Below are 25887 nucleotides of genomic sequence, written 5' to 3' on the forward strand. Positions count from 1 at the left end.
CCTCAGCAGAGCATCTCGGTCTTCGGGGGACGGACGCGAGAATTCACCAAGGCATCGGACGGTCCGGGTCGCGACGGCTGTCGTCGGGCATGTGCGGAAGGTGCTCACCGCCGGCCCGGATGCAGAGCCAGCGCAGCTCGCCCGGGCTGTCCGGCAGTGCCCGCCAGGTGCGCCACACGCCCTGACCCACGCGCACGACCGTGCCCTCCTCCACGTCGACGACGTCGTCGTCCAGGCCCATCTGGCCCCGCCCGGCGAGGAAGACGTAGAGCTCCTCGACCTTCTCATGCACGTGCCAGTACCCGGCTTCCTCACCCGGGACCAGGGCGTTCGCCGTCATGCCGATGTACTGCATGGTCAGCTCGTGGTCGACGACGCGGCGGCCGTCGCGCGAGCGCGCCTCGTCGAAACCGCCATGGAACGCACGCCAGTCCTGCAGCGCACCGATCTCGGTCACCTGGTAGTCGCTCATCGCTTCTCCTTCTCTTCCGATCCGCTCTCCGCCCGCTCGACCGCGCGGGTCCAGCCGTGCTCGCCCCGGCGGTACACCAGCCGCAGATGGTCACGATCCTGCGCGCCCTGCCAGAACTCGATGCGCTCCGGCACGACGCGCCAGAGCACCCAGTCGCCGGCCGCGATCCCGGCACGGGCCGCGGGCGAACGAGCGGCGAGATCAGCCGCCGACTCCCCCGCCGACGCCTCATGCACGCTGCCGCGCACGCGCACCGCGCGGACCAGCGGCTGCCACCAGAAGCTCAGCGCGGCAGCAGGCCGGGCGCCGAGCTGCATGCCCTTGGCGGAGTGTCGATGCCCGGCGAACGCCCAGCCGGCATCGCCGACATCCTTCAGGATCAGGGTCCTCGCATCCGGCAGCCCGTCCGGGTCCACAGTCGCCAGCGTCATCGCGTGCGGCTCGGCGATGCCGCGTGCGACGGCGTCCGCCAGCCAGTCGCGGAACAGCACGACGGGATCGGCCGGGGCCCGAGCGGGGTCGAATGCCGGGGCGTCTCCGGAGAGCGTGCGCAGGCTGCGCAGCCACGCGGCGTCGGTCATGACCTCGAGCCTACGCACACGCCGCCGCATCCCGGTGCGGAATGCGGCGGCGTGTGCACAGGGGTCAGTCGCGGATCGCGGCGCCGAAGCGCTCGGTCGCGACGGCGACGCCGGCGAGCTTCGCCTCGGTCGCCTCGGCGGCGGTCAGCGTGCGGTCGGATGCTCGGAAGCGCAACGCGAAGGTGAGGCTCTTGCGCCCGGCGTCCACGCCCTCGCCGCGGTAGTCGTCGACCAGGGTCGCCGACTCGAGCAGCTCGCCCGCGCCCTCGACCAGCGCGGCGCGCACCTCGGACGCCGGCACGGCGGCGTCCACGACCAATGAGACGTCCTGCGTCGCGGCGGGGAACGTCGACAGCGACTCCACGACCACACGCTCTCCCGCAAGGGTGAGCAGGCGGTCGAGATCGAGCTCGAGCACGACGGCGCGACCGGGCAGATCGGCATCCGCCGCGACCTGCGGGTGCAGCTCGCCGACATAGCCGATCTCCTCGCCGCGCACGCTCAGGGCGCCGGCGCGTCCCGGGTGCAGAGCTGCGCGCTGCGTCTGGACGACGTCGATGTCGACGCCGGCCGCGACGCCGATCACCTGCACGGCGTGCAGGGCGTCGCCCAGGCTCGCGTGCTCGGCGGCGCGCCCGGGCTGGCGCGGCGTCACATTGCCGGTCAGCAGCACCGCGATGTTCCGTGGCTGCGGCGGAATGGCCGCGTTCAGCTGCGCCAGGGTCTCATCGCTCGGGCGCTGCGCGAGCGGCGGGACGAAGTCGGTGCCGTAGGTCACGCCCGCCTCGGGGGTGAACACGAGTCCCGTCTCGAAGATCGCCAGGTCCACCAGACCGCGCGAGATGTTGCGGTGCGCGGTCTGCAGCAGGCCGGGCAGCAGTGAGCGACGAAGGTACGCGGCCTGCCCGTCCAGGGCATTGGCCAGGCGGATGCTGGGCAGGTGCTCGCCACTGGCGGAGCCGTGCAGATCGTTCTGCTCCTCAGTGGTGAACGGGAACGCCGGCGTCTCGACGAAGCCCGCCGCGGCGACGGCGTCAGCCACGCGCTTGCGACCCTGCTGCAGCGGGGTGTAGCCACGACCGGAGGGCGGGGTCGGCAGGACGGACGGGATGCGGTCGAGACCGTGGATGCGGGCGACCTCCTCCACGAGCGTCCACTTGTCGGTGAGGTCGGGACGCCAGCTCGGCGGGATGACGAACCAGCCGCCATCGGTCGCTGTCACCTCGCCACCGATCATCTCCAGCGCGCCGGTCACCTCGTCGTCGGTGTAGTCGACGCCGATCACGCCCTGTGCGAAACCTCGGGGCAGATCGATGCCCGCGATGTCGACGTCGGCGAACAGCGCGCCGCCCTCGTCGGTCAGCTCGCCGCCGGCGAGCTCGACCATCAGATCGGCCACGCGGCGGGCCGCGACGAACGGGATGAGAGGATCGACGCCGCGCTCGAAGCGCTTGGATGCCTCGCTGGGCAGCTTGTGGCGTCGTGCGGAGCGTGCGATCGTGACCGGGTCGAAGGTCGCGGCCTCGATCAGAACGTTGCGCGTGGTCGCGCTCATCTCGGTGGTGCCACCGCCCATCACGCCTGCCAGGCCGATCGGTCCCGAGCCGTCGGTGATCAGCAGGTCCTCGGTGTGCAGCGCGCGGTCCTGCCCGTCGAGCGTGGTCATCCGCTCGCCCTGTTCGGCGCGGCGCACGACGATGCCGCCCTGCAGCTTGTCGAGGTCGTAGCCGTGCACGGGGTTGCCGAGCTCGAGCATCACGTAGTTGGTGATGTCGATGAGCACGCCCAGCGAGCGCATGCCGGCCAGGACCAGCCGCGCGATCATCCACGGCGGGGTCGGCCGCGACGGGTCGACGTTCCGCACGACGCGGGCGACGAACTCGCGGGCACCGACGTTGCCGCGGATGGGGCTCTGGTCATCGACCGAGATCGAGAACCCGGAGCCGGGCTGCAGCTCGGCGAAGTCGCGCTCTGCGGGGTCGCGGAAGGCGGCCCCGGTGGCGTGCGAGTACTCACGGGCGACGCCGCGCAGCGAGAACGCGTAGCCGCGGTCGGGCGTCACGTTGATGTCGACCGCGAAATCGTTCAGGTGCAGCAGCTCGATGGCATCCGCCCCGACCTCGGGGTCGAGCCCGAGCGTCGAGAGCACGATGATGCCGTCGTGCTCATCGCCCAGGCCCAGCTCACGCGCCGAGGCGATCATGCCGTCGGAGACGTGGCCGTAGGTCTTGCGAGCCGCGATGGGGAACGGGCCGGGCAGCACGGCACCGGGCAGGGTCACCACGACCTTGTCACCGGCGACGAAGTTGTGCGCGCCGCAGACGATCCCGCGCACACCGCCGTTCGCTTCGCCGACGTCCACCTGGCACCAGTTGATGGTCTTGCCGTTGGACTGCGGCTCGGGCTCGGCCGAGAGCACGCGCCCGACCACGACGGGACCGGAGATCTCGAAGCGGTGGATGTCCTCCTCCTCGAAACCCACCGACACGAAGGACGCCAGGACGTCCTCCGGCGTGGCGTCCGCCGCCACGTCGACGTACTCGCGCAGCCAGGAGATAGGAACGCGCATCACACCACCATCCCGAACTGCTCACTGAAGCGCACATCGCCCTCGGCCATGTCGCGCATGTCCTTCACATCGCTGCGGAACATCACCGCCCGCTCGACGCCCATGCCGAACGCGAAACCGCTGTACACCTCGGGGTCGATGCCCGCCGCGCGCAGCACGTTCGGGTTGACCATGCCGCAGCCGCCCCACTCGATCCAGCGGGCGCCGCCCTTGAAGGTCGGGTGCCACAGGTCGAGCTCGGCGGAGGGCTCGGTGAACGGGAAGTAGTTGGTGCGGAACCGGGTCTTCGCCTCGGCGCCGAACATCTGCTTCGCGACGTGGTCGAGGGTGCCCTTCAGGTGCGCCATCGTGATGCCCTTGTCGACGACCAGACCCTCGAACTGGGTGAACACCGGCAGGTGCGTCGCATCGAACTCGTCGGTCCGGTAGACGCGACCAGGGCACAGCACGTAGATCGGCACCTCGCGGTCGAGCATCGACCGCACCTGCACAGGGCTGGTGTGCGTGCGCATCACCAGGTGGCGGGAGCTCGGGTCGACGTAGAACGTGTCCTGCTCCTGACGGGCGGGGTGGTCCTCGTCGAAGTTCAGCGCGTCGAAGTTGAACCACTCGTGCTCGAGCTCCGGCCCCTCCGCGATCTCCCATCCCATGCCGACGAAGATGTCGCTGATCTGCTCCTGCATGAGGGAGATCGGATGCCGTGCACCGACGCGGGCGTGCGAGGCGATGGCCGTGATGTCGACGCGCTCCGCCTCCAGGCGGGCGGCGGTCTCGGCCTCGGCCAGCTCGGCCTCCTTGGCGGCCAGCGCCTGGGTCACGCGGCCCCTCCCCTGCCCGATGAGCTTTCCGAACGCGGCCTTGTGCTCGGGGGCGACCTGGCGCATCGACGCGTTCAGCACGGCGAGGGGCGAGCCCTCGGCGACGTGCGCGGCGCGAGCCGCCTTCAGCTCGGCGGTATCGGATGCCGCGGCGATCGCCGCGAGCGCGGCGTCGACGGCGGACTCCACCGCCTCCGGGGTGATCTGGGGTGTTTCGGGAGTGTCTGACACGAGAACCGAGTCTACCGGCGCGAGGGCGAGGCCCCCGCGCCGGTGAAGACCGTGCCCGCGAGGCTCAGACCACGAGTCCGAGCAGCAGGACGCCGAGCAGGCCGACCACCGAGACCGCGCACTCCATGAGGCTCCAGGTCTTGAAGGTCTGTCCGACCGTGAGTCCGAAGTACTCCTTCACCAGCCAGAAGCCGGCGTCGTTCACGTGGGAGAGGAACACCGAGCCCGCGCCGATCGCGAGCACCATCAGTGCCAGGTGGGTTCCACTGAGATCACCGGCCAGCGGCGCCATGATCCCCGCCGCGGTGATGGTGGCCACGGTCGCCGATCCGGTCGCCAGGCGGATGACCACCGCGACCAGCCAGCCCGCGAGCAGCAGCGGCATGCCCGAGCCGGCGATGCCACCGCCGATGACCTGGCCGACGCCCGAGTCGACGAGCGTCTGCTTGAAGCCGCCGCCCGCGCCCACGATCAGCAGGATGGAGGCGATCGGGGCGAACGAGTCGCCCGTGATCTTCGCGACCTCGCCCATGGAGCGTCCGAGGGCCGTGCCGAGCACGATCATGGCGTACAGCGAGGTGATCAGCAGGGCCTGGAGCGGGGTGCCGATCCAGACCAGGATCTGACCGAACAGGCTGCTGTCCAGGCCCGCGGAGGTGACGACCGTCATCAGCAGCATCAGCACGACGGGCAGCAGCACGACGGAGAGCGCCACGCCGAACGCGGGGCGCTTCCCCTCGCGCTCGGTGACCGGGGCGAGCAGCTTGTCGGATGCCAGGACGGGCACCCAGCGGGCCATGGGCTTCGCGAGCACGGGGCCGGCGATGATGACGGTCGGGATCGCGACCAGCAGGCCCAGGCCCAGGGTGAGGCCGAGGTCGGCCTTGAGAGCGTCGATTGCGATCAGCGGACCGGGGTGCGGCGGCACGAAGCCGTGCAGCGCCGACAGACCCGCCAGCGCGGGGATGCCGATCAGGATCACGGGGAGCTTGGCGCGCTTGGCCGCGAGCATGACGATGGGGATCAGCAGCACCACGCCGACCTCGAAGAACAGCGGGATGCCGACGATGAACGCGGCGAGCGCCATGGCCCAGCCCAGGCGCTTGAGGGGCGTCTTCGACAGGATCGTGTCCACGATCTCGTCGGCGCCGCCGGACTCGGTGAGGAAGCGTCCGATGACGGCGCCGAGCACGATCAGAACGCCGACGCCGCCGACGGTGGCGCCCAGCCCTGTGGAGAAGGAGGTGAAGGCGTGCTCGAAGCCCATGTTCGCGGCGAGCGCCATGACGGCGGCGCCGAGCATCAGGGAGAAGAACGGGTGCATCTTCACCCAGACGATCAGCACGACGATGACCGCGATCGAGACCACCGCCGCGATGATCAGCTGAGCGGTGCCCGCCGCGGGCTTGACGGGATCCGCGGCAAGCACCCCGTTCAGGAGTGGTGCCGTCTGTGCGAGCAGTTGCATTCTCGGACTCCTTCGCTGCGTCGGGGCGGGGCCGTCCCGGAACGTAGCGCACACGATACTCCCAGGTAGGATCGGCGACGAGAACGACTCACACGCGCGAGAGGCGAATTCCATGGCCGAAGAACCGATCCCGACGACGCAGGCCATCGCCCTGGTATCCGCACCAGCGCCCTATGTGCTCGCGATCGACATCGGCTCGGGTTCGACACGTGGGTGCCTCTACGACGCCTATGCCCGTCCGATCAAGAAGCACCTGGTCAAGGCCGAGCACGCGTTCATCGAGGCGGCGGACGGCACGGCCGAGGTCGACGCCGACCAGATCGTCCGCGAGGTCGGCGAGGTCATCGACGGCGCGCTGAAGAGCATCGACCCCGGCCTGGTCAAGGCGGTCGTGATGGACACGTTCGCCTCGTCGCTGGTGTGCGTGGATGCCGAGGGAGACGCCCTCACACCCTGCATCACCTACGCCGACTCGCGGTCGTCGGAGCATCTCGCGAAGCTGCGATCGCAGCTCGACGAGGATGAGGTGCACCAGCGCACCGGCACCCGGCTGCACACCAGCTATCACCCGCCCCGGCTGCTGTGGCTGCAGGACGAGTTCCCGGAGGTGTTCGCCGAGACGGCGAAGTTCCTCTCGCTCGGCGAGTACGTGTACGCGAAGCTCGCCGGGATCGAGGGCGCGGCGACCTCGACGATGGCATGGGCGGGCATCCTGAACCGGCACACCTGCGAGCTCGACGAGGAGCTGCTGGCCGCCGTGGGCGTCGACCGCAACCGGTTCGCGCCCGTGGTCGACCCGTCCGAGCCGATCACCGACGTCTCCCCTGAGGCTCTGAGTCGCTGGCCCGCGCTCGAGGGCGCAGCGTGGTTCCCCGCCGTCCCCGACGGCTTTGCCTCCAACATCGGCGTCGGGGCGAGCACCCCGTCCGTCGCGGCCATGTCGGCTGCCACCTCGGGGGCGATCCGGGTGATCGTCGACGGCACGCCGGACGTGCTCCCGACGGGTCTGTGGGCGTACCGCGTGTCGAAGACGCAGTCCATCGTCGGCGGTGCGCTCAACGATGTCGGCCGTGTCACGCTGTGGCTGCAGTCGACGCTGGCCCCGCTGACCTACGAGCAGATCGATGAGGTCTTCCGCGCGGCTCCCTCGGAGGGCACGCCCCTCGTGCTGCCCTTCCTCACCGGCGAGCGTGCGACGGGCTGGGCGGGTGACGCGCGTGCCGTGCTCACCGGCATCTCCTCGGCCTCTGGTCCGCGGGAGCTGTGGCGCGGAGCCGTCGAGGGGATCGCGATCTCCTATGCGCGGGTCTTCGAGCAGCTGCTCGAGGTCGCGCCCGGCATCCGCAGCGTGATCGCGTCGGGCGGCGTCACCAGCGCCTACCCCGGCTTCATGCATCCGGTGGCCCAGGCGCTGGGATTCCCGGTGGAAGTCGTCCAGGTCAAGCGCGTGACCATGCGCGGCGCGGCCGCGCTGGCGCTGTCGATCCTCCAGGCGGAGCATCCGCTCGCCACCATCCCGCAGACGAGCCTGACCGAGCCGGATGCCGCGCAGCGCGACTACTACGACGACCTGCGCCGCCGGTTCGAGAGCGTCTACCAGGGCGTCATCGCGAAGTGATCGCGAACTGATCGCCGGGTGAGACGAAGAGGGCGGGCATCCGATCGGATGCCCGCCCTCTCGCTCCCCTCCGGAGATGTGGACGTCGGTGAGGTCAGGGCGTCGGCCCCACTCCACCCGCGTCGAACTTTCCCGCGCCGCGCTGCATGGCGATCACCTCGGTGACGGTCCCGTCGTGGACGCGAGGGTCGTCGTCTGCGCCCGGCGTGTAGCCCTTCAGCTTCGGCGAGTGCCGCGTGCGGATCTCCAGCCACTTCGCGACGCCCGACAGGATCAGGCACATCGCGATGTAGATCGCGCCGATGACGAACGCCGACTGCAGGATCGGCCGGCCCTGCTGCGAGCTGAGCAGCTTGGCGTAGTACAGCAGTTCGGGGTAGGTGATGATGAAGCCGAGCGCGGTGTCCTTCAGCGTCACGACCAGTTGCGCGACGATCACCGGCAGCATGGCGCGGATCGCCTGCGGCAGCAGGATGAAGGCCATCACGCCGCTCTTGCGCAGGCCGATCGCGTAGCCGGCCTCCTTCTGACCCTTGGGCAGCGACTCGATGCCGGCGCGGAGCGCCTCGGCGAGCACGGAGCCGTTGTAGACCATCAGCCCCAGCACGACGGCCCAGTACGGGTCCATCCGGACGCCGAGCACGGGAAGTCCGTAGTACAGCAGCATCATGAAGACCAGCACCGGGACGGCACGGAAGAGCTCGGTGAGGACCGTGACCGGCACGCGCACCCAGGCGTGCTCGGACAGGCGCCCGATCGCCAGCACGAAGCCCAGCGCCAGGCTGAGGACGGCGGCCAGGGCGAATGCGCCGAGGGTCTGCCCGAGTGCCTTGAAGATGCTCATCCACACGTTGGTGAAGGTGAACACGTACCACTTGTCGGCGGTGAACTGTCCCGTGGCCGCCATGCGGTAGACCACGAAGCCGACCACCGCTGCGACCACCACGACGGTGACGACGGCGAGGATGCGGTTGCGGGCGATCGCCCGGGGACCCGGGACGTCGTAGAGCACGGAACTCATCGCACGATCCTCCACTTGTTCTCGAGATGCCGCTGGATGGTGCTCATGACCATCACCAGGACGACGAAGACCACCGCGACCCAGAGCAGCACCTCCATCGGGTTGCCCGGGCGGTCGGGTGCATCGTTGATGGTGGCGCGCAGCGCCGCGAGCTCGGCGATGGAGAAGCCGGCCGCCACCGTGGTGTTCTTCAGCAGCGCGATGAACACGCTCATCATGGGCGGGACCACCGTGCGGAAGGCCTGCGGGAGGATGACCAGCGTCATCACCTGGCCGAAAGGCAGCCCGATCGCGCGGGCCGCCTCGGCCTGACCGACGGGGACGGTGCTGATTCCCGCCCGCAGGACCTCGGCGACGTAGGTCGCCGTGTAGATGCCGATCGCGAGGATGCCCAGCACGGTGTTCGACAGGTCGGGCAGACCCAGCTGCGGGTAGCCGAACACGAAGAAGAAGAAGACCAGCGTCAGCGGGGTGTTCCGGATGAGGTTCACGTACACCGTGCCGACGGCGCGGGCGATGGGCACCGGCGAGACGCGCATCGCGCCGACGATGATGCCCAGGACCAGCGCGATGATGCCGCCGACGAAGAACACCAGCAGAGTGTTCCCGATGGCCTCACCCCACAGGTCGAGGTTGCCGAAGATGACGTCCATGCCACCCTTCCTTCGTGACGATGCCTTCGTGGATGGGCGACCCCGTGGTGCCGGGGCCGCCCATCACTGATGGACAGCAGCCGGGTCAGTCGACCTTGGGCTGCTCGACCTTGATGCCGGACTTGCCGAGGTTCTTGTCGAAGATCTTCTGCCAGGTGTCGTGACCGTCGGTGAAGAGCGTGTTGATGTGCTGCTGCAGCGCCGTGTCGCCCTTCTTCAGACCCACGCCGTAGCGCTCCTCGGTGAACAGACCGCCGGTGACCTTCAGGTCCTTCGGGTACTGAGCCGCGAAGCCGATCAGGATGGCCTGGTCGGTGGTCACGGCGTCGACCTTCTTGTCGAGCAGGTCCTGCACGCAGGCGGAGTACAGGTCGTACTCCTGCGTCTTGATCTGCGGGAAGTTGGCCTTGATGTTCTGGATCGGCGTGGAGCCGGTCGCCGAGCACACCGTCTTGCCGTTGAAGTCCTCGAGCTTGTCGGCGTCGGGGTCCCCCTTGCGGATCAGCAGGCCCTGGCCGGTGACGAAGTACGGACCGGCGAAGTCGATCTGCGTCTTGCGCTTGTCGGTGATCGAGTAGGTGCCGACGTAGTAGTCGATGTCGCCGTTCACGATCGACTGCTCGCGGTTGACCGAGGCGATCGGCTTGAACGTGATCTGCTTCTCGTCGAAGCCGAGCGATGCGGCGATCCAACGGGCGATGTCGACGTCGAAACCGGTGCGCTCACCCGTGGTGGCGTCGAGGAAGCCGAGACCGGGCTGGTCCTCCTTGACGCCGATGACCACGCCGTCGCGCTTCTTCATGGCGTCGAACGTGGGGCTGCCGTCGAGCTTGACGTCCTTGGCGACCTCGAACAGCGGCTTGTCCCCGCCACCGTTGTCGCCACCGCCGCCACCGGGGTTGGACGGGCTTCCGCTGTTGCAGCCGGTCAGCGCGAGCAGCGCCGCGGCGACGATGCCGATTCCTGCGAGTGCCTTCGTGCGTCGCATGGTGTTCTCCTTCGTGTGCTGTGGGTGCGCGGGATCTCCGCGCGGGAAGGTCAGTGGGTGAGGAGCTTGGACAGGAAGTCCTTGGCGCGGTCGCTCTTCGGGTGCGTGAAGAACTCCTCGGGCGTCGCCTCCTCGACGATCTGCCCGTCGGCCATGAAGACCACGCGGTTGGCGGCCTTCCGGGCGAAGCCCATCTCGTGGGTGACGACGATCATCGTCATCCCCTCCTTGGCGAGGCCGACCATGACGTCGAGGACCTCGTTGATCATCTCCGGGTCCAGCGCGCTGGTGGGCTCGTCGAAGAGCATCACCTTCGGATGCATGGCCAGGGCACGGGCGATCGCGACACGCTGCTGCTGACCGCCGGACAGCTGCGCGGGGAGCTTCGAGGCCTGCTGGGCGACACCCACGCGCTCCAGGAGCGCCATGGCCTCCTTCTCGGCATCCGCCTTCTTCACCCCGCGCACCTTGATCGGGCCGAGCGTGACGTTCTCGAGGATCGTCAGATGCGCGAACAGGTTGAACGACTGGAACACCATGCCGACCTCGGCGCGGAGGTTCGCCAGCCCCTTGCCCTCGGCGGGGAGCGGCTTGCCGTCGATGCGTATGGACCCGCTGGTGATGGTCTCCAGGCGGTTGATCGTGCGGCACAGCGTCGACTTGCCGGAACCGGAGGGACCGATGATGACGACCACCTCGCCCTTGTCGACGGTGAGGTTGATGTCCTTCAGCGCGTGGAACTCGCCGTAGTGCTTCTGGACGCCCTCGACGACGACCAGCGATTCGGCTGTGCTCATTGTGCCTCCCATGGGACCGACCGGTCGAAGGGAGCACAGGTGGAATCAGGGCTCCCCATCGAATCCGCTGACCCGTTCAGACTATGCACGGATGCGCGGCCGGACCAGTCCCTTGAGTGTTTCTTGAGTGTGGTGCAGAATCAGCGCCGCGAGTCGCGGTAGTACTCCGCCGCTCCCGGGTGCAGCTCGATCGGATCGGTGAAGATCGCGAGTCGCCGGTCCAGCAGCGCGGCGGCCGGCACGCTGCGGGCGACCTCCGCACGTGCCGAGAAGAGCTCGGCGAGCACGTCGCTCACCAGCGCGGCGGGGACGTCTGCGGAGGTGACCAGGTAGTTCGGCACCGTCATCGCGACGGTCGACTCGTCGCTGCCGTAAGTGCCGACCGGGAACTCCGCCGAGCGGTAGACGCCGGCATGCGCGGCATCCGCTCTCTCCACCACGTCGGGACCGATCGACAGCAGCCGGATCGGCAGGCGCCCCGCGAGCCTCTCGATGCCGGGCGTCGGCAGCCCGCCCACCCAGAAGAACGCGTCGATGCGTCCGTCGGTGAGTGCCGCGATCGAGGCGTCCAGCCCCAGCCCGACATCCCGCACCCTCCCGGCCGGCACCTGGGAGGCCTCCAGCACCCGACGCGCGACCACGCTCACGCCCGAGCCGGTGCCGCCCAGGGAGACCGTGCGACCGGCGAGCTCCGAGACACTGCGGATGCCGGAGTCGGCCCGCACCACGACGTGGACGTACTCGTCGTACAGCCGGGCGGCCGCGCGGATCGGCAGAGGCTCGTCGAAGTCGCCGGTCCCGGCCACGGCATCCGCGATCGCGTCGCTCTGCGCGAAGCCCAGCTGCGCCTGCCCCGCGCCGACCAGATGCAGATTGTCCACCGAGCCGTTGGTCTCGATCACCTGCGCGTCGACGTCGAGATCCCCGCGCAGCACCTTCGCGAGCTGCGTGCCGTAGTCGTAGTAGACACCGGTCACGCTGCCGCCGGCGATGCGCAGCGGATGCTCGGTCCACGACGGTCGCGAAGGCGCGCACCCGGCGACGCCGAGCACGATGAGCGCTGCCGCGACGGCAGCCAGCATCCGTCTCGCCCGCACGGCTCCGGTGCGGCTCATCTCTCCCCCGGAGCGGGAAGGTCGAAGGACACGCTCAGGCCGCCGTCGTCCGGAGACTCGACGGTCAGCCGCCCTCCCACGGAGCGAAGCAGATCCATCGCGATCGCGAGCCCGAGCCCCGACCCGGGGACGTTCTGGTTGCGGGCGCTGCGCCAGAAGCGGTCGGCCGCCTGCTCGAGCTCGTCGGGGTCCAGCCCCGGTCCGTGGTCGCGCACCGAGATGCGGGCGCCCTCCTCCGTGACCACGGCCGCCAGTTCGATCAGGCCGCCGTCCGGGGAGAACTTCACGGCGTTGTCGATCACCGCATCCAGGGCGCTCTCGACGATCGCCTCGTCGACGCGGGATCGCACGTCCTGCGCCCCGCGCACGCCGAAGCGGATGCCGCGACGCGCGGCGACCTCGCGCCACGCCTCGCCCCGCCGGGCGACCAGCGCCGTGAGGTCGACGTCCTCGAAGTCGGACGCGCGCACCGCACCCCGCGCGAAGCCCAGCAGGGTGTCGAGGATCCGCGTCATCCGCTGCCCCTCCTCGCGGATCTTCTCCACGTCGGCGGCACCCGCCGTGCCGAGGTCGGCGGCGAGCACCTCCACCCGCAGCAGCAGCGCGTTCAGCGGATTGCGCAGCTCGTGCGAGGCGTTCAGGGCGAACTCCTGCTGGCGGGCGACGACCCGCTCGATCTCGTCGGCCATCCGGTTGAACATCAGGATCATGCGATGCAGCTCGGCGGGTCCCGTGTCGTCCGCGATCCGGGCCTCCATGTCGCCGCGCTCCATGGCCTCCATCGCCCGGTCCAGACGCCGCACCGGGCGCAGCACCCAGCCCGCCAGCCGGAACACCACGAGCAGACCCACCGCGATCACGAGGGCGGCGACGGCCGTGATCAGCAGCCACTGCCGCCCGATCTCGGCACGCGGCACGTCCACGCTCGCCGACATGACGACCGCCCCGATCACGTCGCCGCCGTCGAACACCGGCTCCACCAGCGACAGGTCGGAGAACTGCCACGGCAGCGCGTTCTGCGGCAGCTCGCCCCGGCGGCCCGACAGTGCGAGCTTGATCTGCGCCTCGATCTCGGGGCTGTCGAACACCGGCCGCGCGGTGGAGGGCGCCCAGGGCCGGCCGGCGCGGTCCACGATCACCACCCGGGTGCCGTACAGCTCCCGGTACCGCTGCGCCTCGCCGTCGAACACCTCGGCGCTGCCGGAGAGCAGCGCCTGGCGGGCGGTGGTCGTGAAGTAGCTGAGATCGCCCAGCTGCTCGGCATAGAACTCCTGCTGCACGCTGCGCGCCGCGCTCCACGCGTACGCTCCCCCGAGCACCATCAGCACGAGCACCAGCGGTACGAGGAAGACGACGATCAGCCTGCGGCGCACGGTCAGCCCTCCAGACGGTACCCGACGCCGCGGACGGTCTCGATCAGCGACGCCCGCCCGATCTTCCGGCGGATCGAGGCGACGTGCACCTCCAGCGAGCGGGCGAAGCTCTGCCAGTCGGTGTTCCACACCTCGCGGATGAGCCGGTCGCGAGGCACGGCGACGCCCGGGTAGCGCGCGAGCACGGCGATGATGTCGAACTCCTTGCGCGTCAGCTCCACCGGGGCACCCCCGACGAGCACCCGTCGGGCGACCAGGTCGATGCTCACATCCCCCACTTCGATCAGCGACCGGTCGCCCGACGCAGGATGGTGGGAATCCAGCGGATGCAGCCGGCGCGTGACCGCCTCGATGCGGGCGACGAGCTCCCGCACGTCGTAGGGCTTCACGACGAAATCGTCGGCACCGGCGCGCAGACCGCGGATGCGCTCCTGCACGTCGCTGCGCGCGGTCGCGATGATCACGGGCACCCCGCTCTGCGCACGGATGCGCCGGCAGACGTCGATGCCGTCCATGTCGGGCAGCCCCAGATCCAGCAGCACCACCTCCGTGTCGGAGCCGAGCAGTCCGAGCGCCTGAGCGCCGTCGACGGCGCGCACGGTCGCATAGCCCGAGCGGTTCAGGAAGGCCTGCAGCGCCTCGGCGACGCGATCGTCGTCCTCGACGATCAGGATGCGCATCGGATCATCCGGCCACGCGCTGCGCGAAGGCGCTCTCGTACAGGCACACACTGGCCGCGGTGGCGAGGTTCAACGACTCGGCCCGGCCGTAGATCGGCAGCTTCAGGGCCCGGTCGGCGAGGTCGAGCATGTCGTCCTCGAGCCCGCGCGCCTCGTTCCCGAACAGCCATGCGGTGGGACGCTCCAGCACGCCCTCGGCACGCGCGGCGAGAAGGTCGTCGCCCTTCACATCGGCGGCGAGCACCTGGAGGCCCGCATCGTGGGCGCGCGAGACGACGTCGTTCAGATCACCGCCCACCGAGAACGGCAGGTGGAACAGGGAACCGGTGGTCGAGCGGACCACCTTCGGGTTGTAGGGGTCGACGGTGCGGCCGGTCAGCACCACGGCATCCGCTCCCGCAGCATCCGCGGCACGGATGATCGTGCCCAGGTTGCCGGGATCGCGCACCTCCTCGCAGATCGCGATCAGCCGCGGTCCCGCCGCGAAGATGTCGCGCACCGAGGTGGGCGTCTGCCGTGCGACCGCGACGATGCCCTGCGGCGTGACCGTGTCCGCCATCGCCGCGAGCACCTGCTCGGTGACGTACTCGACGTCGATGCCGTGCTCCGACGCCAGCGCCCGGACATCGGAGTGCTTCTCCCACGCCGACGGCGTGGAGAACAGCTCGACGATCGCGCCGGGAAGATAGTTCAGCGCTTCGCGGACCGACTGCGGTCCCTCCAGCAGGAAGAGCCCCGTCTCGGTCCTGGCGCTGCGCTTGGTCAGCTTGGCGACGGCACGGACTCGGGGAGAGCGGGGGTTCTCGAGCACGCGCCCATTCTATCGGGGGCCGAGATGCGGAAACGGGCGCCTCCCCGCAGGGAGACGCCCGTTCTCAGGATCGTTCAGATCAGGCAGCAGCCTTCGGAGCGTTGACGTCCGAGGGAAGCGCCTTCTTGGCGACGTCCACCAGCGTGGCGAACGCGGCGGCGTCGGTGACGGCCAGCTCGGCCAGCATGCGACGGTCGACCTGCACGCCCGCGAGGCCGAGGCCCTGCATGAAGCGGTTGTACGTGATGCCGTTCTGGCGGGCAGCGGCGTTGATGCGCTGGATCCACAGACGACGGAAGTCGCCCTTGCGCTTGCGACGGTCGCGGTACGCGTAGACGAGGGAGTGGGTGACCTGCTCCTTCGCCTTGCGGTACAGACGCGAACGCTGACCGCGGTAGCCCGAGGCGCGCTCGAGGATGACGCGACGCTTCTTGTGCGCGTTGACCGCGCGCTTGACTCTAGCCATTTTCCTGTGTTCCTATTCCTGCGTTCGGGCGCTCAGCCGCGGCCGAGAAGCTTGTTGGCGACCTTGGTGTCGGCCTTGGAGAGGACCTGGTCCTGGTTCAGGCGACGGGTCTGGCGGCTCGACTTGTGCTCGAGGTTGTGGCGCATGCCGGCCTGCTGCTTCTTCAGCTTTCCGCTGCCGGTGATCTTGAAGCGCTTCTTCGCACCCGAGTGGGTCTTCTGCTTCGGCATCTTCTCTTCCTTCGTGTGGCGCCCTGACGGGCGACGGTGGGTTACCCGCCAGGAGCGGGAGCTGTGGGGCGGCTTACGCCGCGGTCTCGTCCGTGGGCTCGGCGGATGCCGCGCCCGTGCTGCTCTTCGCCTCGCGGGCCGCCTGCTTGTTGGCAGTGCGCACGGCGTTCTGCTCGGCCTTGGCCTCGGACTTGTTCTTCAGCGGAGCGACGACCATGACCATGTTGCGGCCGTCGATCGTGGGGTTCGACTCCACGGTGCCGAACTCGGCGACGTCCTCGGCGAACTTGCGCAGCAGACGCACACCCTGCTCGGGACGCGACTGCTCGCGACCACGGAACAGGATCATGGCCTTGACCTTGTCGCCGGCCTTCAGGAAGCCCTCGGCGCGCTTGAGCTTGGTCGTGTAGTCGTGAGCCTCGATCTTCAGGCGGAAGCGGACCTCCTTGAGGATGGTGTTCGCCTGGTTGCGGCGTGCTTCCTTCGCCTTCTGCGCGGCCTCGTACTTGAACTTGCCGTAGTCCATGATCTTGACCACGGGCGGCTTGGAATTCGGGGCGACCTCGACCAGGTCGAGATCTGCCTCCTGGGCCAGACGCAGCGCTGCCTCGATGCGGACAACACCGATCTGCTCACCCGCGGGGCCGACGAGGCGGACCTCGGGGACGCGGATGCGCTCATTGGTACGGGGATCGCTGATGCGGAGCTCCTTAGACGTGGTTTCGGCCATCCGGATGCTGTCTGCATCCCGAGCGAAATCGGAGTCTCCCCACCCGCCGACGCATTCAGAAGCACCGGCTTGTGACACCCTTTCCACCGGAGTCCGGCGGGGTGTGGAACCCGGTAGCCTTGAACGGCAAGCGCGGGTGGGAATGAATCCTCTTTCGTATCAGAGCATGACACTCTGAAGCCCGCAGAAGTCTACCAGAAAGCATCCCGAAGTGACGATTCCTGCTGAGCACGCCGATGACCGCCACGAGCGCTGGGCGGAGCAGGAGCAAGCCGCGGCCGCCGCGACGCGCGACATCGCCGACGTTCCGGCCGTCGAGGTGATCACCACCACCGCCGTGCACCTGATGAGCGCGGCCGCCGTGAAGCTGGGACTCGCGGACGACCCGGATGCACAGCTCGACCTCGACGAGGCCCGCAAGCTCATCAACGCACTGGCAGGCCTGATCACCGCCGGCGCCCCCGAGATCAGCAGCGCGCACGCGAGCCCGCTGCGCGACGGCCTGCGCTCCCTTCAGCTCGCCTTCCGTGAGACCTCCCCCATCCAGGACCCGATCGGCAAGGGTCCGGGCGAGAAGTGGACCGGCCCGGTCACCTGAGCCCTCTGCTCTGACGGCCTCCGGAAGGTTCCCTTCGCTCGCAGAGCGGGTTCCTTCCCGCTGCGCGGGCCCCTCCCGATGCTCGCTCGGGGAACCTTCCTGCGGCCCCGCGGTCCAAGGGCATCCGACCTTGGATGAGGAGAGGCGAGAAGGGTCAGCCGGCGGAGCGCGTCAGCTTCACGGTCAGCGAGTCGACCAGCACCGCCATGCGGTCGTCGGCGGCCCAGCGCTGCGCGAGCCGCGCGAGCACGGCGTCCAGGGTCTCGCGGTCCAGGCCGTCGATGAGCTCGAGCGTCACGATCAGCTCGGGGCCGCGCATCCGGGCATCCGGATCCCCCGGCGCGACAGACACGTCGATAACGGCCAGTTCGTGCGCGATGCTCTCGCGGAGCGCCGTGAAGACCTCGGGCGAGAGGAAGCTCGGTTCCCAGGGCTGACCCTGCGCGATCGCCCACACGGCGGGGCGCCGGAACACGAACTCGGTGTCGGAGGCCGGATCCAGCACGATCAGGTCGGTCTCCTCGCCGGCGGCCGACAGCGCCACGCGCGCCGCCTCCACCGGGATGGGACGAGCCTGGGCATCCCACCGGCGCATGGTGTCGACCGAGGAGAACGCGGGCTGAACCCGGCGCCCGTCGGGCGCGGCGACGGTGACGATCGACAGCTCCTGCGTCTTGTCGACCTTCAGGCCCGTCGGGCCGATTCCCTCGTCGCCCTTCTCGGCGACCAGCGGCACCAGCACGCGCGCAGGCCGGAACGCGTCGACGACCTCTGCCTGGGAGGCAGTGCCGGCGCGGAAGCGCAGCAGCGCGTCCAGCAGCGCGGGGTCGGCCGAGCCGTCATCCGCGGCGCGAGTATTCGGCTCGAAGCTCCGGCCGGCCCAGGGCACGCCGGCGGAGTCTGCGGTGTTGCCTTCGGCGTCCCCGTGGTCGCAGGCGCCGTCAGAGGCCGGCGACATCCAGCGCCTCTGCCAGCGTGAACTGCCCGGCGTAGAGCGCCTTGCCGACGATGGCGCCCTCGACGCCGAGCGGCACGAGCTCGCGGAGAGCCGCGATGTCGTCGAGGTTCGAGACGCCGCCGGACGCGATCACCGGCTTGGGCGTGCGCGAGGTGATCTCACGCAGCAGCTCCAGGTTCGGGCCGCGCAGCGTGCCGTCCTTGGTCACGTCGGTGACGACGTAACGGCTGCAGCCGGCCTCCTCGAGGCGCTCCAGCACCTCCCAGATGTCACCGCCGTCCTTCGTCCAGCCGCGTGCGGCCAGCGTGGTGCCGCGCACGTCGAGTCCGACAGCGACCGCCTCGCCGTACCGGCTGATGACGTCGGCCGCCCACTCGGGGTTCTCCAGCGCCGCCGTGCCGAGGTTGATGCGGTTGGCGCCGGACTCGAGCGCGGCCTCGAGGCTGGCGTCGTCGCGGATGCCGCCGGAGAGCTCGATGTTCACGCCACGGTACTGCTTGATGACCTTGCGCAGGATGGGCGCGTTGCTGCCGCGTCCGAAGGCCGCGTCGAGGTCCACGAGGTGGATCCACTGCGCACCCTGGTCGACCCATTCGCCTGCGGCGTCGATCGGGTCGCCGTAGCTGGTCTCCGTGCCCGCCTCACCCTGGGTGAGACGCACCGCCTTCCCTCCCGCGACGTCGACTGCGGGCAGCAGGATCAGCGAGGGGGACTGTGCGAAGTCGTTCATGACGTCCTTGGTTCGGGGATGTCCGCGACGTGCGGACACGAGAGAAGACACTAGTCCGCGCCTGTGCGCGGTTCAACATGAGTGGCGTCGGGTGACGCTCAGCCGAGCGATTCCACCCAGTTGCGCAGCATCCGGATGCCCGCCTCCCCGGACTTCTCCGGGTGGAACTGCGTCGCCGACAGCGGGCCGTTCTCCACGGCCGCGAGGAACCTCTCGCCGTGGGTCGCCCAGGTCAGCGCCGGCTGCGGGAACGGCGGCTCGACCTGGATCCCCCAGGTCTTCGCGGCGAAGGAGTGCACGAAGTAGAAGCGCTCCTGCTCGAGGCCGCGGAACAGCACACTGCCCTCGCCCGCCTCGACCGTGTTCCAGCCCATGTGCGGCAGTACAGGGGCATCGAGTTCGGCGACCGTGCCCGGCCACTCCCCCAGCCCCTCGGTGTTCAGCCCACGTTCGACGCCGCGCTCGAACATCACCTGCATCCCGACGCAGACGCCGAGCACCGGCCGTCCGCCCGCGAGCCTGCGGTCGATGATCTCGTCGCCGCCGTGCGCGCGCAGCGCGTCGACCACGGCCGAGAACGCGCCGACGCCGGGGACGAACAGCCCGTCGGCCTCGAGCGCGCGATCCCGGTCGCCGGTGAGCTCGACCTCCGCTCCGGCCGCGGCCAAGGCCTTGACCGCCGAGTGGACGTTGCCGGACTCGTAGTCGAAGACGACGACGCGGGGGCCGGTGCTCACAGCGCGCCCTTGGTGGAGGGGACGCCGTCGACCAGCGGGTCGAGGGCCTTGGCCTGGCGGAACGCGCGTGCGAACGCCTTGAACTCCGCCTCGGCGATGTGGTGGGGGTCGCGGCCGCCGACCACGCGCACGTGCACCGTGAGGCCGCCGTTGAAGGTGATGGCCTCGAAGACGTGCCGCACGAGCGAGCCGGTGAAGTGCCCGCCGATGAGGTGCATCTCGAAACCTGCGGGCTCGCCCTCGTGCACGAGGAAGGGACGGCCGGAGATGTCCACGACGGCCTGCGCGAGGGCCTCATCGAGGGGCACGAGCGCGTCGCCGTACCGCGAGATGCCGGACTTGTCGCCGAGAGCCTCGCGGATCGCCTGGCCGAGCACGATGGAGACGTCCTCGACCGTGTGGTGGGCGTCGATGTGCGTGTCGCCGGTCGCGCGCACCGTGAGGTCCGTGAGCGAGTGCTTCGCGAAGGCGGTGAGCATGTGGTCGAAGAACGGCACGGAGGTGCTGATGTCGCTCCGGCCGGTGCCGTCGAGGTTCAGCTCGACCTCGACCGTCGACTCGGACGTGCTGCGGGTGCGCTGCGCGGTTCGAGGGCTCTGAGTGGTGCGGGGCGCGGTCATGCTGGTGATCCTATCGATGCGAGTGCGTCCAGGAACGCGGTGGTCTCGGCCTCCGTGCCGGCCGTGACCCGAAGGTGGCCGGGGATCCCGACGTCGCGGATCAGCACGCCCCGATCGTAGAGCGCCTGCCACACCGCCTTGGGGTCGTCGATCCCGCCGAAGAGCACGAAGTTCGACCAGGACTCGTGCGGTGCGTAGCCGAGCGCCTCGAGGGTCGCGGAGATCCTGTCGCGCTGCTCGACGATCTCGTCGACCATCCGCAGCATCGTCGCGGAGTTGCGCAGCGCGGCCGTCGCGGCCGCCTGCGTCAGGGCGCTCAGGTGGTACGGCAGGCGGACCAGTCGCAGCGCGTCGATGAAGGCGGGGTCGGCCGCCAGGTATCCGACGCGGGCACCGGCGAAGGCGAACGCCTTGCTCATGGTGCGGGAGATCGCCAGCCGAGGACGCCCGGGCAGCAGGGAGAGAGCGGATGCCGCGTCCTTCGGCGCGAACTCGTGATACGCCTCGTCGACCACCACGATGCCGCGTGCGGCCTCGTACACGGCATCGACCACGTCGAGTCCGAGCGGCGTTCCGGTGGGGTTGTTCGGCGAGCACAGCAGCACGACGTCGGGGTCGGCTGCTGCGACCTGCGCAGCCGCGTCCTCCGGAGAGATGGTGTAGTCACCCTCGCGCGTGCCGGCGATCCAGCGCGCACCGGTCCCCTGCGTGATCAGCGGGTACATCGAATAGGTGGGCGCGAAGCCGAAAGCCGTGCGGCCCGGCCCGGCGAACGCCTGCATGATGTGCTGCAGCACCTCGTTGGAGCCGTTTCCCGCCCAGATCTGGTCGGCGGTCAGGTCATGGCCCAGGTAGGCGGCGAAGGCCTCGCGCAGCTGGGTGAACTCGCGGTCGGGGTAGCGGTTGACGTCGCTGAGCGCCAGGGCGATGTCGTCGAGGATGTCGCCTACCACCGACTCCGGCACCGGATGCGTGTTCTCGTTCACGTTCAGCGCCACGGGCAGAGGGGCCTGCGGAGCGCCATAGGGCGTGAGCCCGCGCAGATCGTCGCGGAGAGGCAGCTCGTCGAGAGAGGTCACTCTTCCCATGGTAGAGCGCGGAATCCGGGCCAGTCCCCGGATGACGATCAGTGCGAGTACTGCGTCGGGATCGCGATCTCGGAGCCGGCCTGGATCGCACCGCTGCTGAGGTTGTTCAGGCTCATGATGTCGTCGATCACGTCACGCGGGTCGACACCGGGTGCGACCTCCGACGCGATCGACCACAGGGTGTCACCCGGGAGCACCGTCACGGTCTCGAAGGAGACTCCGGCGTTCTGCTCACCCGAGGCGAGCGCCGAACCGCCCGCCAGCACCGAGAATGCGATGCCCGCGACGAGAGGGGCTGCGGCGACTGCCGCCAGCACGCGACGACCACGCACCGTGAGGCGCAGCTTCGTCGAGCGCACCGCACGCGTGGAGGCACCGGAGGCGGCACCTGCGGAGGCGCGAAGGATCGCGGGGCTCTGGATGCTGATGGTGCTCATGTGAGGCTCCTCTTCGTCTTCCCGCCGATCGGCGGGACCGGTACAGCTTTCGCATCCGGCACCCGGCCGGGGATGCCGGATGCGAAGCTGTGTTCCGAATCTATCTTCGATATCGAACATCTGTCAAGAATTATTCGAAACCCGTCCGAGATTGTCGCCGACACGCTCGAACAGATCTTCCGTTTTCCGCGATATCTCGGATACGGTTTCGATATGGACAGCACACCACTGGCCACCGACATTCGAACCGGAAGCCCGCGATGACGCGGATCCAGCCCGGTCCGGCCGCTGAGAAGGAGCACCGATGAGCGAGAACGCCACCCCCGCATCCGAGGCTCCGCGCACGCGTCGCCGCAAGAGCCTCAGTGCGAAGCAGATCGCGATCCTCGAGGTCATCCAGACCTCCATCGCTCGGTACGGCTATCCGCCGAGCATGCGCGAGATCGGTGACGCCGTCGGGCTCAAGTCCCTCTCCAGCGTCACCCACCAGCTGGGTCAGCTCGAGCTGAGCGGCTACCTCCGCCGCGATCCGGGCAAGACGCGCGCCATGGAGGTGCTGATCGACCTCCCCGGCACGGGCGCGGAGAACCCCGCCGACTCCGCTCCCGCCGTCGGGGACGCGGCCCTGGTCCCCCTGGTCGGCCAGATCGCGGCCGGCATCCCGATCACCGCGGAGCAGCAGGTCGAGGAGATCTTCCCGCTCCCCCGCCAGCTCGTCGGCAAGGGCGAGCTGTTCATGCTCAAGGTCAACGGCGAATCCATGATCGACGCCGCGATCTGCGACGGCGACTGGGTGGTCGTGCGCACGCAGAACAACGCCGAGAACGGCGAGATCGTCGCGGCCATGATCGACGGCGAGGCGACGGTCAAGACCTTCCGCCGACGGGACGGCCACACCTGGCTGCTCCCCCGCAACTCGGCGTTCGAGCCGATCCTCGGCGACGAGGCCGTCGTGCTCGGCAAGGTCGTGGCGGTGCTGCGCGCCGTCTGACCGGCTACGCCCGCCGTACGCTCAGCAGGACTCCGTCCGCGATCCGGTACGGCGCGCCGCTGACCAGTGCGCCCGCAGAGCGTCGCAGGCGGGAGAACTCCGCACGCACGGTGACCTGATGATCGACGTCGCCGTGCAGTCGACGGCTGAGGTCGGCGGCCGTGACGCCGTCGGGACCGGCATCCGAGAGCAGAGCGAGCATGTCGGCGTGCCGCGGCGTGAGCGGCACGCGCCAGGCGGACTCGTCGGCCCGCACCTCGATGCACGCCTGCGTGCCCGTGAGGTCGAGCACCGCCACCACCGAAGTGTCCGCCACGGGTCTGATCAGCCAGCCCTCCGGCAGTCGCTCGGGCACGCACACGCCGAGCCCCGGCACGGCGAGGGTGCGATCCGCGTGCGGAACCTCGATCCGGTCCCGGGCGGACACCCCCTGCTGCGCGGCGACCCAGCCGTGGTCGTCCACGACCAGTACCGGTCCCTGCACGCCGGCCAGCAGAGGCTGCGCGGCCCTGCGCAGCCTCTCCAGCCGCATGCTGTGCCGGCGCCAGAGCGACGCCTCGGCGATCCTCGCGGCGGCCGACACCAGTGCGCGGATGGCGGGATGCAGCGTCAGTGCGGGACCGCTGACGTCCACGACGCCGAGCAGGGTCCCGTCGATCGGGTCGTGGATCGGCTCAGCGGTGCAGTACCAGGGCACCTGCGCGTTCTCGTAGTGCTCGGCCGAGAACAGCTGCACGGGTGCATCCTCGACCAGCGCGGTGCCGATCGCGTTGGTCCCCACGACGCTCTCCGTCCATCGCGCACCGTCCACGAAGCCGAGCCGATCGGCGTGCAGCTTCACCCTCGGCGCGCCGCTGCGCCACAGCACCACTCCGTCGGCATCCGTCACGACGACGAGGTAGGACGACGCGTCGGCGGCGGCGAGCAGAGGGGCGCGCAGCTCGTCGATCACGTCGGACAGCCGCGAACGACGCCGCAGATCCTCCAGCGCGGAGGCGGCGATGGGCTCAGCGCGGCGCACGGCGTCGGCATCCACGCCCAGGCTCATCGTGCGGCGCCACGACCGCGCGACCAGCTCCCGCGGATGCTGCGGAGGCGCGCTGCCGGAGAGCACGGCGTCGTGCACGCGCACGAGACGACGGGCGAGGTCTGCGAGATCAGGCGACGTTGCCATGGCGGGGAGCGTATCCCGGGCCACGTTGCAACACCGTGCAACGCTTCACGGCACGAGCGCTGCCGAGTGCACTGTACGCATGACCCAACTCGATGAGCGGTCGGCGACGATGCCGACCATGACCGCACCCGACGATCCGGCCCGCACCTGGCTGGCGGCCTTCGAGGATGCCCTGCTCGCCCGCGATGTCGCGCGCGCCGCCGGGCTCTTCGCGGCGACCAGCTTCTGGCGCGACCTGATCGCCTTCTCCTGGAACATCACCACGGTCGAGAACCCCGCGGGCGTCGCCGACCTCCTCACCGCCACGCTCGAGGGCACCGCCCCGCACGGCTTCCGGTTCACCGAGGAGCCCGAGACCGCGGATGGAGTGACGTCCGCCTGGTTCGAGTTCGAGACCGCCGTGGGCCGTGGCCGGGGTCTCGTCCGGATCGTCGACGAGGACGGCCCGAAGGCGTGGACGCTGCTGACCACCATGTACGAGCTCAAGGGACACGAGGAGCCCCTGCGCGAGCGGCGCCCGAAGGGGGCCGAGCACGGGGCGCGGCGCGACCGCGTGTCCTGGCTGGAGCGCCGGCAGGCCGAGGAGGCGTCACTGGGCACCGAGACCCAGCCCTACGCGCTCGTCATCGGCGGCGGGCAGGGCGGCATCGCGCTCGGCGCCCGGCTGCGCCAGCTCGGCGTCCCTGCGCTCGTGATCGACCGGCATCCGCGACCCGGCGACCAGTGGCGCGGGCGCTACAAGTCACTCTGCCTGCACGACCCGGTCTGGTACGACCACCTGCCGTACATCAAGTTCCCCGAGAACTGGCCCGTCTTCGCCCCGAAGGACAAGGTCGGCGACTGGCTCGAGTCCTACGTGAAGGTCATGGAGGTGCCGTACTGGTCGAACACGACCGCGACCTCCGCCGCCTTCGACGAGGCATCCGGCACCTGGACCGTCGAGGTCGAGCGCGACGGCGCCCCGCTGACTCTGCATCCGACCCAGCTGGTCTTCGCGACGGGTATGTCGGGCAAGCCGAACGTGCCGGTCTTCCCCGGCCAGGACGTGTTCCGCGGCGAGCAGCAGCACTCGTCCCAGCATCCCGGTCCCGACGCCTACAGCGGCAAGAAGGTCGTCGTGATCGGGAGCAACAACTCCGCCTTCGACATCTGCGGGGCGCTGTGGGAGCACGGCGCCGATGTGACCATGGTGCAGCGATCCTCGACGCACATCGTCAAGAGCGACACCCTGATGGACATCGGCCTCGGCGACCTGTACTCCGAGCGTGCTCTCGCCGCCGGCGTCACCACCGAGAAGGCCGATCTCATCTTCGCGTCGCTGCCCTACCGGATCATGCACGAGTTCCAGATCCCGCTGTACGACCGGATGCGCGAGCGCGACAAGGACTTCTACGACCGGATGACGGCGGCCGGATTCGATCTCGACTGGGGAGACGACGGCTCGGGCCTGTTCCTGAAGTACCTGCGACGCGGCTCCGGCTACTACATCGACGTGGGCTCCGCCGAACTGGTCGCCGACGGCGAGGTCGCGCTCGCGCACGGCGATGTCGACCATCTCACCGAGGATGCCGTGGTGCTGAAGAACGGCACCGTGCTCCCAGCGGATCTGGTCGTCTACGCCACCGGCTACGGCTCGATGAACGGCTGGGTCGCAGACCTCATCAGCCAGGAGGTCGCCGACACCGTCGGCAAGTGCTGGGGGCTCGGCTCGGACACGACCAAGGATCCCGGGCCCTGGGAGGGCGAGCAGCGCAACATGTGGAAGCCGACGCAGCAGCCGAACCTCTGGTTCCACGGCGGCAACCTGCACCAGTCGCGGCACTACTCGTTGTACCTGGCGCTGCAGCTGAAGGCCAGGCACGCCGGCATCGACACCCCGGTGTACGGCCTGCAGCAGGTGCATCACCTGCGCTGAGGACCCGGATGGGCCCCG

28 protein-coding genes are annotated in these 25887 nt (G+C 69.6%); 5 read left to right on the forward strand and 23 right to left on the reverse strand.

The annotated features are described in order from the left end of the window. Positions 1-43: 43 nt before the first annotated feature. The 5 genes from MIAR_RS11510 to MIAR_RS11530 form a co-directional block, all read right to left on the reverse strand. A complete protein-coding gene (locus MIAR_RS11510) occupies positions 44-472 on the reverse strand; it encodes a cupin domain-containing protein (RefSeq protein ID WP_285635854.1) in 429 nt (142 codons plus the stop codon). Then, complete coding sequence (locus MIAR_RS11515) at positions 469-1053, reverse strand: pyridoxine/pyridoxamine 5'-phosphate oxidase (RefSeq protein WP_285635857.1); 585 nt, start codon at positions 1051-1053, stop codon at positions 469-471. The genes MIAR_RS11510 and MIAR_RS11515 overlap by 4 nt, the downstream gene beginning before the upstream one ends. A 64-nt stretch (positions 1054-1117) precedes the next feature. Beyond that, positions 1118-3622, reverse strand: a complete 2505-nt coding sequence (pheT, locus tag MIAR_RS11520) for a phenylalanine--tRNA ligase subunit beta (protein WP_285635860.1) — start codon at positions 3620-3622, stop codon at positions 1118-1120. After that, positions 3622-4671 carry a phenylalanine--tRNA ligase subunit alpha gene (pheS, locus tag MIAR_RS11525; protein ID WP_285635863.1) on the reverse strand — a complete coding sequence of 350 codons (1050 nt, stop codon included), beginning with the start codon at positions 4669-4671 and terminating at the stop codon, positions 3622-3624. The genes pheT and pheS overlap by 1 nt, the downstream gene beginning before the upstream one ends. Before the next feature lie 64 nt (positions 4672-4735). After that, on the reverse strand, positions 4736-6139 hold the full coding sequence (locus MIAR_RS11530; RefSeq protein ID WP_285635866.1) for a GntT/GntP/DsdX family permease: 1404 nt from the start codon (positions 6137-6139) through the stop codon (positions 4736-4738). Positions 6140-6251: 112 nt separating this feature from the next. On the opposite strand from MIAR_RS11530, the gene MIAR_RS11535 reads away from it, so the two are divergent. Beyond that, positions 6252-7757 (forward strand): gluconokinase, encoded by a 1506-nt coding sequence (locus MIAR_RS11535; RefSeq protein WP_285635869.1) that lies wholly within the window; start codon positions 6252-6254, stop codon positions 7755-7757. Between the two features lie 94 nt (positions 7758-7851). Here MIAR_RS11535 and MIAR_RS11540 read toward each other — a convergent pair whose 3' ends face one another. The 11 genes from MIAR_RS11540 to infC form a co-directional block, all read right to left on the reverse strand. Then, positions 7852-8778, reverse strand: coding sequence for an amino acid ABC transporter permease (locus MIAR_RS11540; RefSeq protein ID WP_285635872.1), 927 nt, complete (start codon positions 8776-8778; stop codon positions 7852-7854). After that, a complete protein-coding gene (locus tag MIAR_RS11545) occupies positions 8775-9431 on the reverse strand; it encodes an amino acid ABC transporter permease (protein ID WP_285635874.1) in 657 nt (218 codons plus the stop codon). The genes MIAR_RS11540 and MIAR_RS11545 overlap by 4 nt, the downstream gene beginning before the upstream one ends. Positions 9432-9516: 85 nt before the next feature. Continuing rightward, a complete protein-coding gene (locus MIAR_RS11550; RefSeq protein ID WP_285635877.1) occupies positions 9517-10419 on the reverse strand; it encodes a glutamate ABC transporter substrate-binding protein in 903 nt (300 codons plus the stop codon). 50 nt (positions 10420-10469) lie between these two features. Further along, positions 10470-11216, reverse strand: a complete 747-nt coding sequence (locus tag MIAR_RS11555) for an amino acid ABC transporter ATP-binding protein (protein WP_425561593.1) — start codon at positions 11214-11216, stop codon at positions 10470-10472. A gap of 140 nt (positions 11217-11356) precedes the next feature. Further along, the gene (locus MIAR_RS11560; RefSeq protein WP_285635880.1) at positions 11357-12331 is read right to left on the reverse strand and encodes a TAXI family TRAP transporter solute-binding subunit; all 975 of its coding nucleotides are present in this window, start codon (positions 12329-12331) and stop codon (positions 11357-11359) included. Further along, complete coding sequence (locus MIAR_RS11565) at positions 12328-13704, reverse strand: sensor histidine kinase (RefSeq protein ID WP_285635882.1); 1377 nt, start codon at positions 13702-13704, stop codon at positions 12328-12330. The genes MIAR_RS11560 and MIAR_RS11565 overlap by 4 nt, the downstream gene beginning before the upstream one ends. Before the next feature lie 2 nt (positions 13705-13706). Continuing rightward, positions 13707-14384 carry a response regulator transcription factor gene (locus MIAR_RS11570; RefSeq protein WP_285635884.1) on the reverse strand — a complete coding sequence of 226 codons (678 nt, stop codon included), beginning with the start codon at positions 14382-14384 and terminating at the stop codon, positions 13707-13709. 4 nt (positions 14385-14388) lie between these two features. Continuing rightward, positions 14389-15195, reverse strand: coding sequence for a TrmH family RNA methyltransferase (locus MIAR_RS11575; RefSeq protein WP_285635887.1), 807 nt, complete (start codon positions 15193-15195; stop codon positions 14389-14391). Between the two features lie 79 nt (positions 15196-15274). After that, on the reverse strand, positions 15275-15661 hold the full coding sequence (gene rplT, locus MIAR_RS11580) for a 50S ribosomal protein L20 (protein WP_285635890.1): 387 nt from the start codon (positions 15659-15661) through the stop codon (positions 15275-15277). A 32-nt stretch (positions 15662-15693) separates the two neighbouring features. Then, positions 15694-15891, reverse strand: a complete 198-nt coding sequence (gene rpmI / locus MIAR_RS11585; protein ID WP_193596428.1) for a 50S ribosomal protein L35 — start codon at positions 15889-15891, stop codon at positions 15694-15696. A 73-nt stretch (positions 15892-15964) separates the two neighbouring features. Further along, positions 15965-16621: a translation initiation factor IF-3 gene (gene infC, locus MIAR_RS11590; RefSeq protein ID WP_285635897.1), complete on the reverse strand. Its 657-nt coding sequence runs from the start codon at positions 16619-16621 to the stop codon at positions 15965-15967. 217 nt (positions 16622-16838) lie between these two features. Between infC and MIAR_RS11595 the strand changes: the two genes are divergently transcribed. Next, entirely contained in the window at positions 16839-17219 is a 381-nt protein-coding gene (locus MIAR_RS11595) for a DUF1844 domain-containing protein (RefSeq protein ID WP_425561615.1), read from the forward strand. Positions 17220-17373: 154 nt separating this feature from the next. On the opposite strand, the gene MIAR_RS11600 is transcribed toward MIAR_RS11595, so the two are convergent. The 6 genes from MIAR_RS11600 to MIAR_RS11625 form a co-directional block, all read right to left on the reverse strand. After that, positions 17374-18177 carry an SseB family protein gene (locus MIAR_RS11600; RefSeq protein WP_285635902.1) on the reverse strand — a complete coding sequence of 268 codons (804 nt, stop codon included), beginning with the start codon at positions 18175-18177 and terminating at the stop codon, positions 17374-17376. Then, positions 18161-18907, reverse strand: coding sequence for a bifunctional 1-(5-phosphoribosyl)-5-((5-phosphoribosylamino)methylideneamino)imidazole-4-carboxamide isomerase/phosphoribosylanthranilate isomerase PriA (priA, locus tag MIAR_RS11605; RefSeq protein ID WP_285635904.1), 747 nt, complete (start codon positions 18905-18907; stop codon positions 18161-18163). The genes MIAR_RS11600 and priA overlap by 17 nt, the downstream gene beginning before the upstream one ends. Before the next feature lie 98 nt (positions 18908-19005). After that, a complete protein-coding gene (gene hisH / locus MIAR_RS11610) occupies positions 19006-19644 on the reverse strand; it encodes an imidazole glycerol phosphate synthase subunit HisH (RefSeq protein ID WP_285635906.1) in 639 nt (212 codons plus the stop codon). Further along, on the reverse strand, positions 19641-20264 hold the full coding sequence (gene hisB, locus MIAR_RS11615; RefSeq protein WP_285635908.1) for an imidazoleglycerol-phosphate dehydratase HisB: 624 nt from the start codon (positions 20262-20264) through the stop codon (positions 19641-19643). Before hisB ends, hisH begins: the two co-directional genes overlap by 4 nt. Further along, positions 20261-21343: a histidinol-phosphate transaminase gene (locus tag MIAR_RS11620; protein WP_425561594.1), complete on the reverse strand. Its 1083-nt coding sequence runs from the start codon at positions 21341-21343 to the stop codon at positions 20261-20263. Before MIAR_RS11620 ends, hisB begins: the two co-directional genes overlap by 4 nt. A gap of 47 nt (positions 21344-21390) precedes the next feature. Then, a complete protein-coding gene (locus MIAR_RS11625; protein WP_285635913.1) occupies positions 21391-21789 on the reverse strand; it encodes a LysM peptidoglycan-binding domain-containing protein in 399 nt (132 codons plus the stop codon). Here MIAR_RS11625 and MIAR_RS11630 point away from each other — a divergent pair, their 5' ends adjacent. Next, positions 21790-22053: a hypothetical protein gene (locus MIAR_RS11630; RefSeq protein WP_285635916.1), complete on the forward strand. Its 264-nt coding sequence runs from the start codon at positions 21790-21792 to the stop codon at positions 22051-22053. 40 nt (positions 22054-22093) lie between these two features. Further along, positions 22094-22780, forward strand: coding sequence for a transcriptional repressor LexA (gene lexA / locus MIAR_RS11635; protein ID WP_285635919.1), 687 nt, complete (start codon positions 22094-22096; stop codon positions 22778-22780). Positions 22781-22784: 4 nt separating this feature from the next. Here the strand turns inward: lexA and MIAR_RS11640 are convergent, their stop codons facing one another. Next, positions 22785-23954, reverse strand: coding sequence for a GAF domain-containing protein (locus MIAR_RS11640; RefSeq protein ID WP_285635922.1), 1170 nt, complete (start codon positions 23952-23954; stop codon positions 22785-22787). Positions 23955-24033: 79 nt separating this feature from the next. Here MIAR_RS11640 and MIAR_RS11645 point away from each other — a divergent pair, with 79 nt between their 5' ends. After that, a complete protein-coding gene (locus MIAR_RS11645; RefSeq protein WP_425561595.1) occupies positions 24034-25869 on the forward strand; it encodes an NAD(P)-binding domain-containing protein in 1836 nt (611 codons plus the stop codon). The last annotated feature ends 18 nt before the right edge of the window (positions 25870-25887 follow it).

This window comes from Microbacterium arabinogalactanolyticum (assembly GCF_030268005.1).
GTDB lineage: Bacteria > Actinomycetota > Actinomycetes > Actinomycetales > Microbacteriaceae > Microbacterium > Microbacterium arabinogalactanolyticum.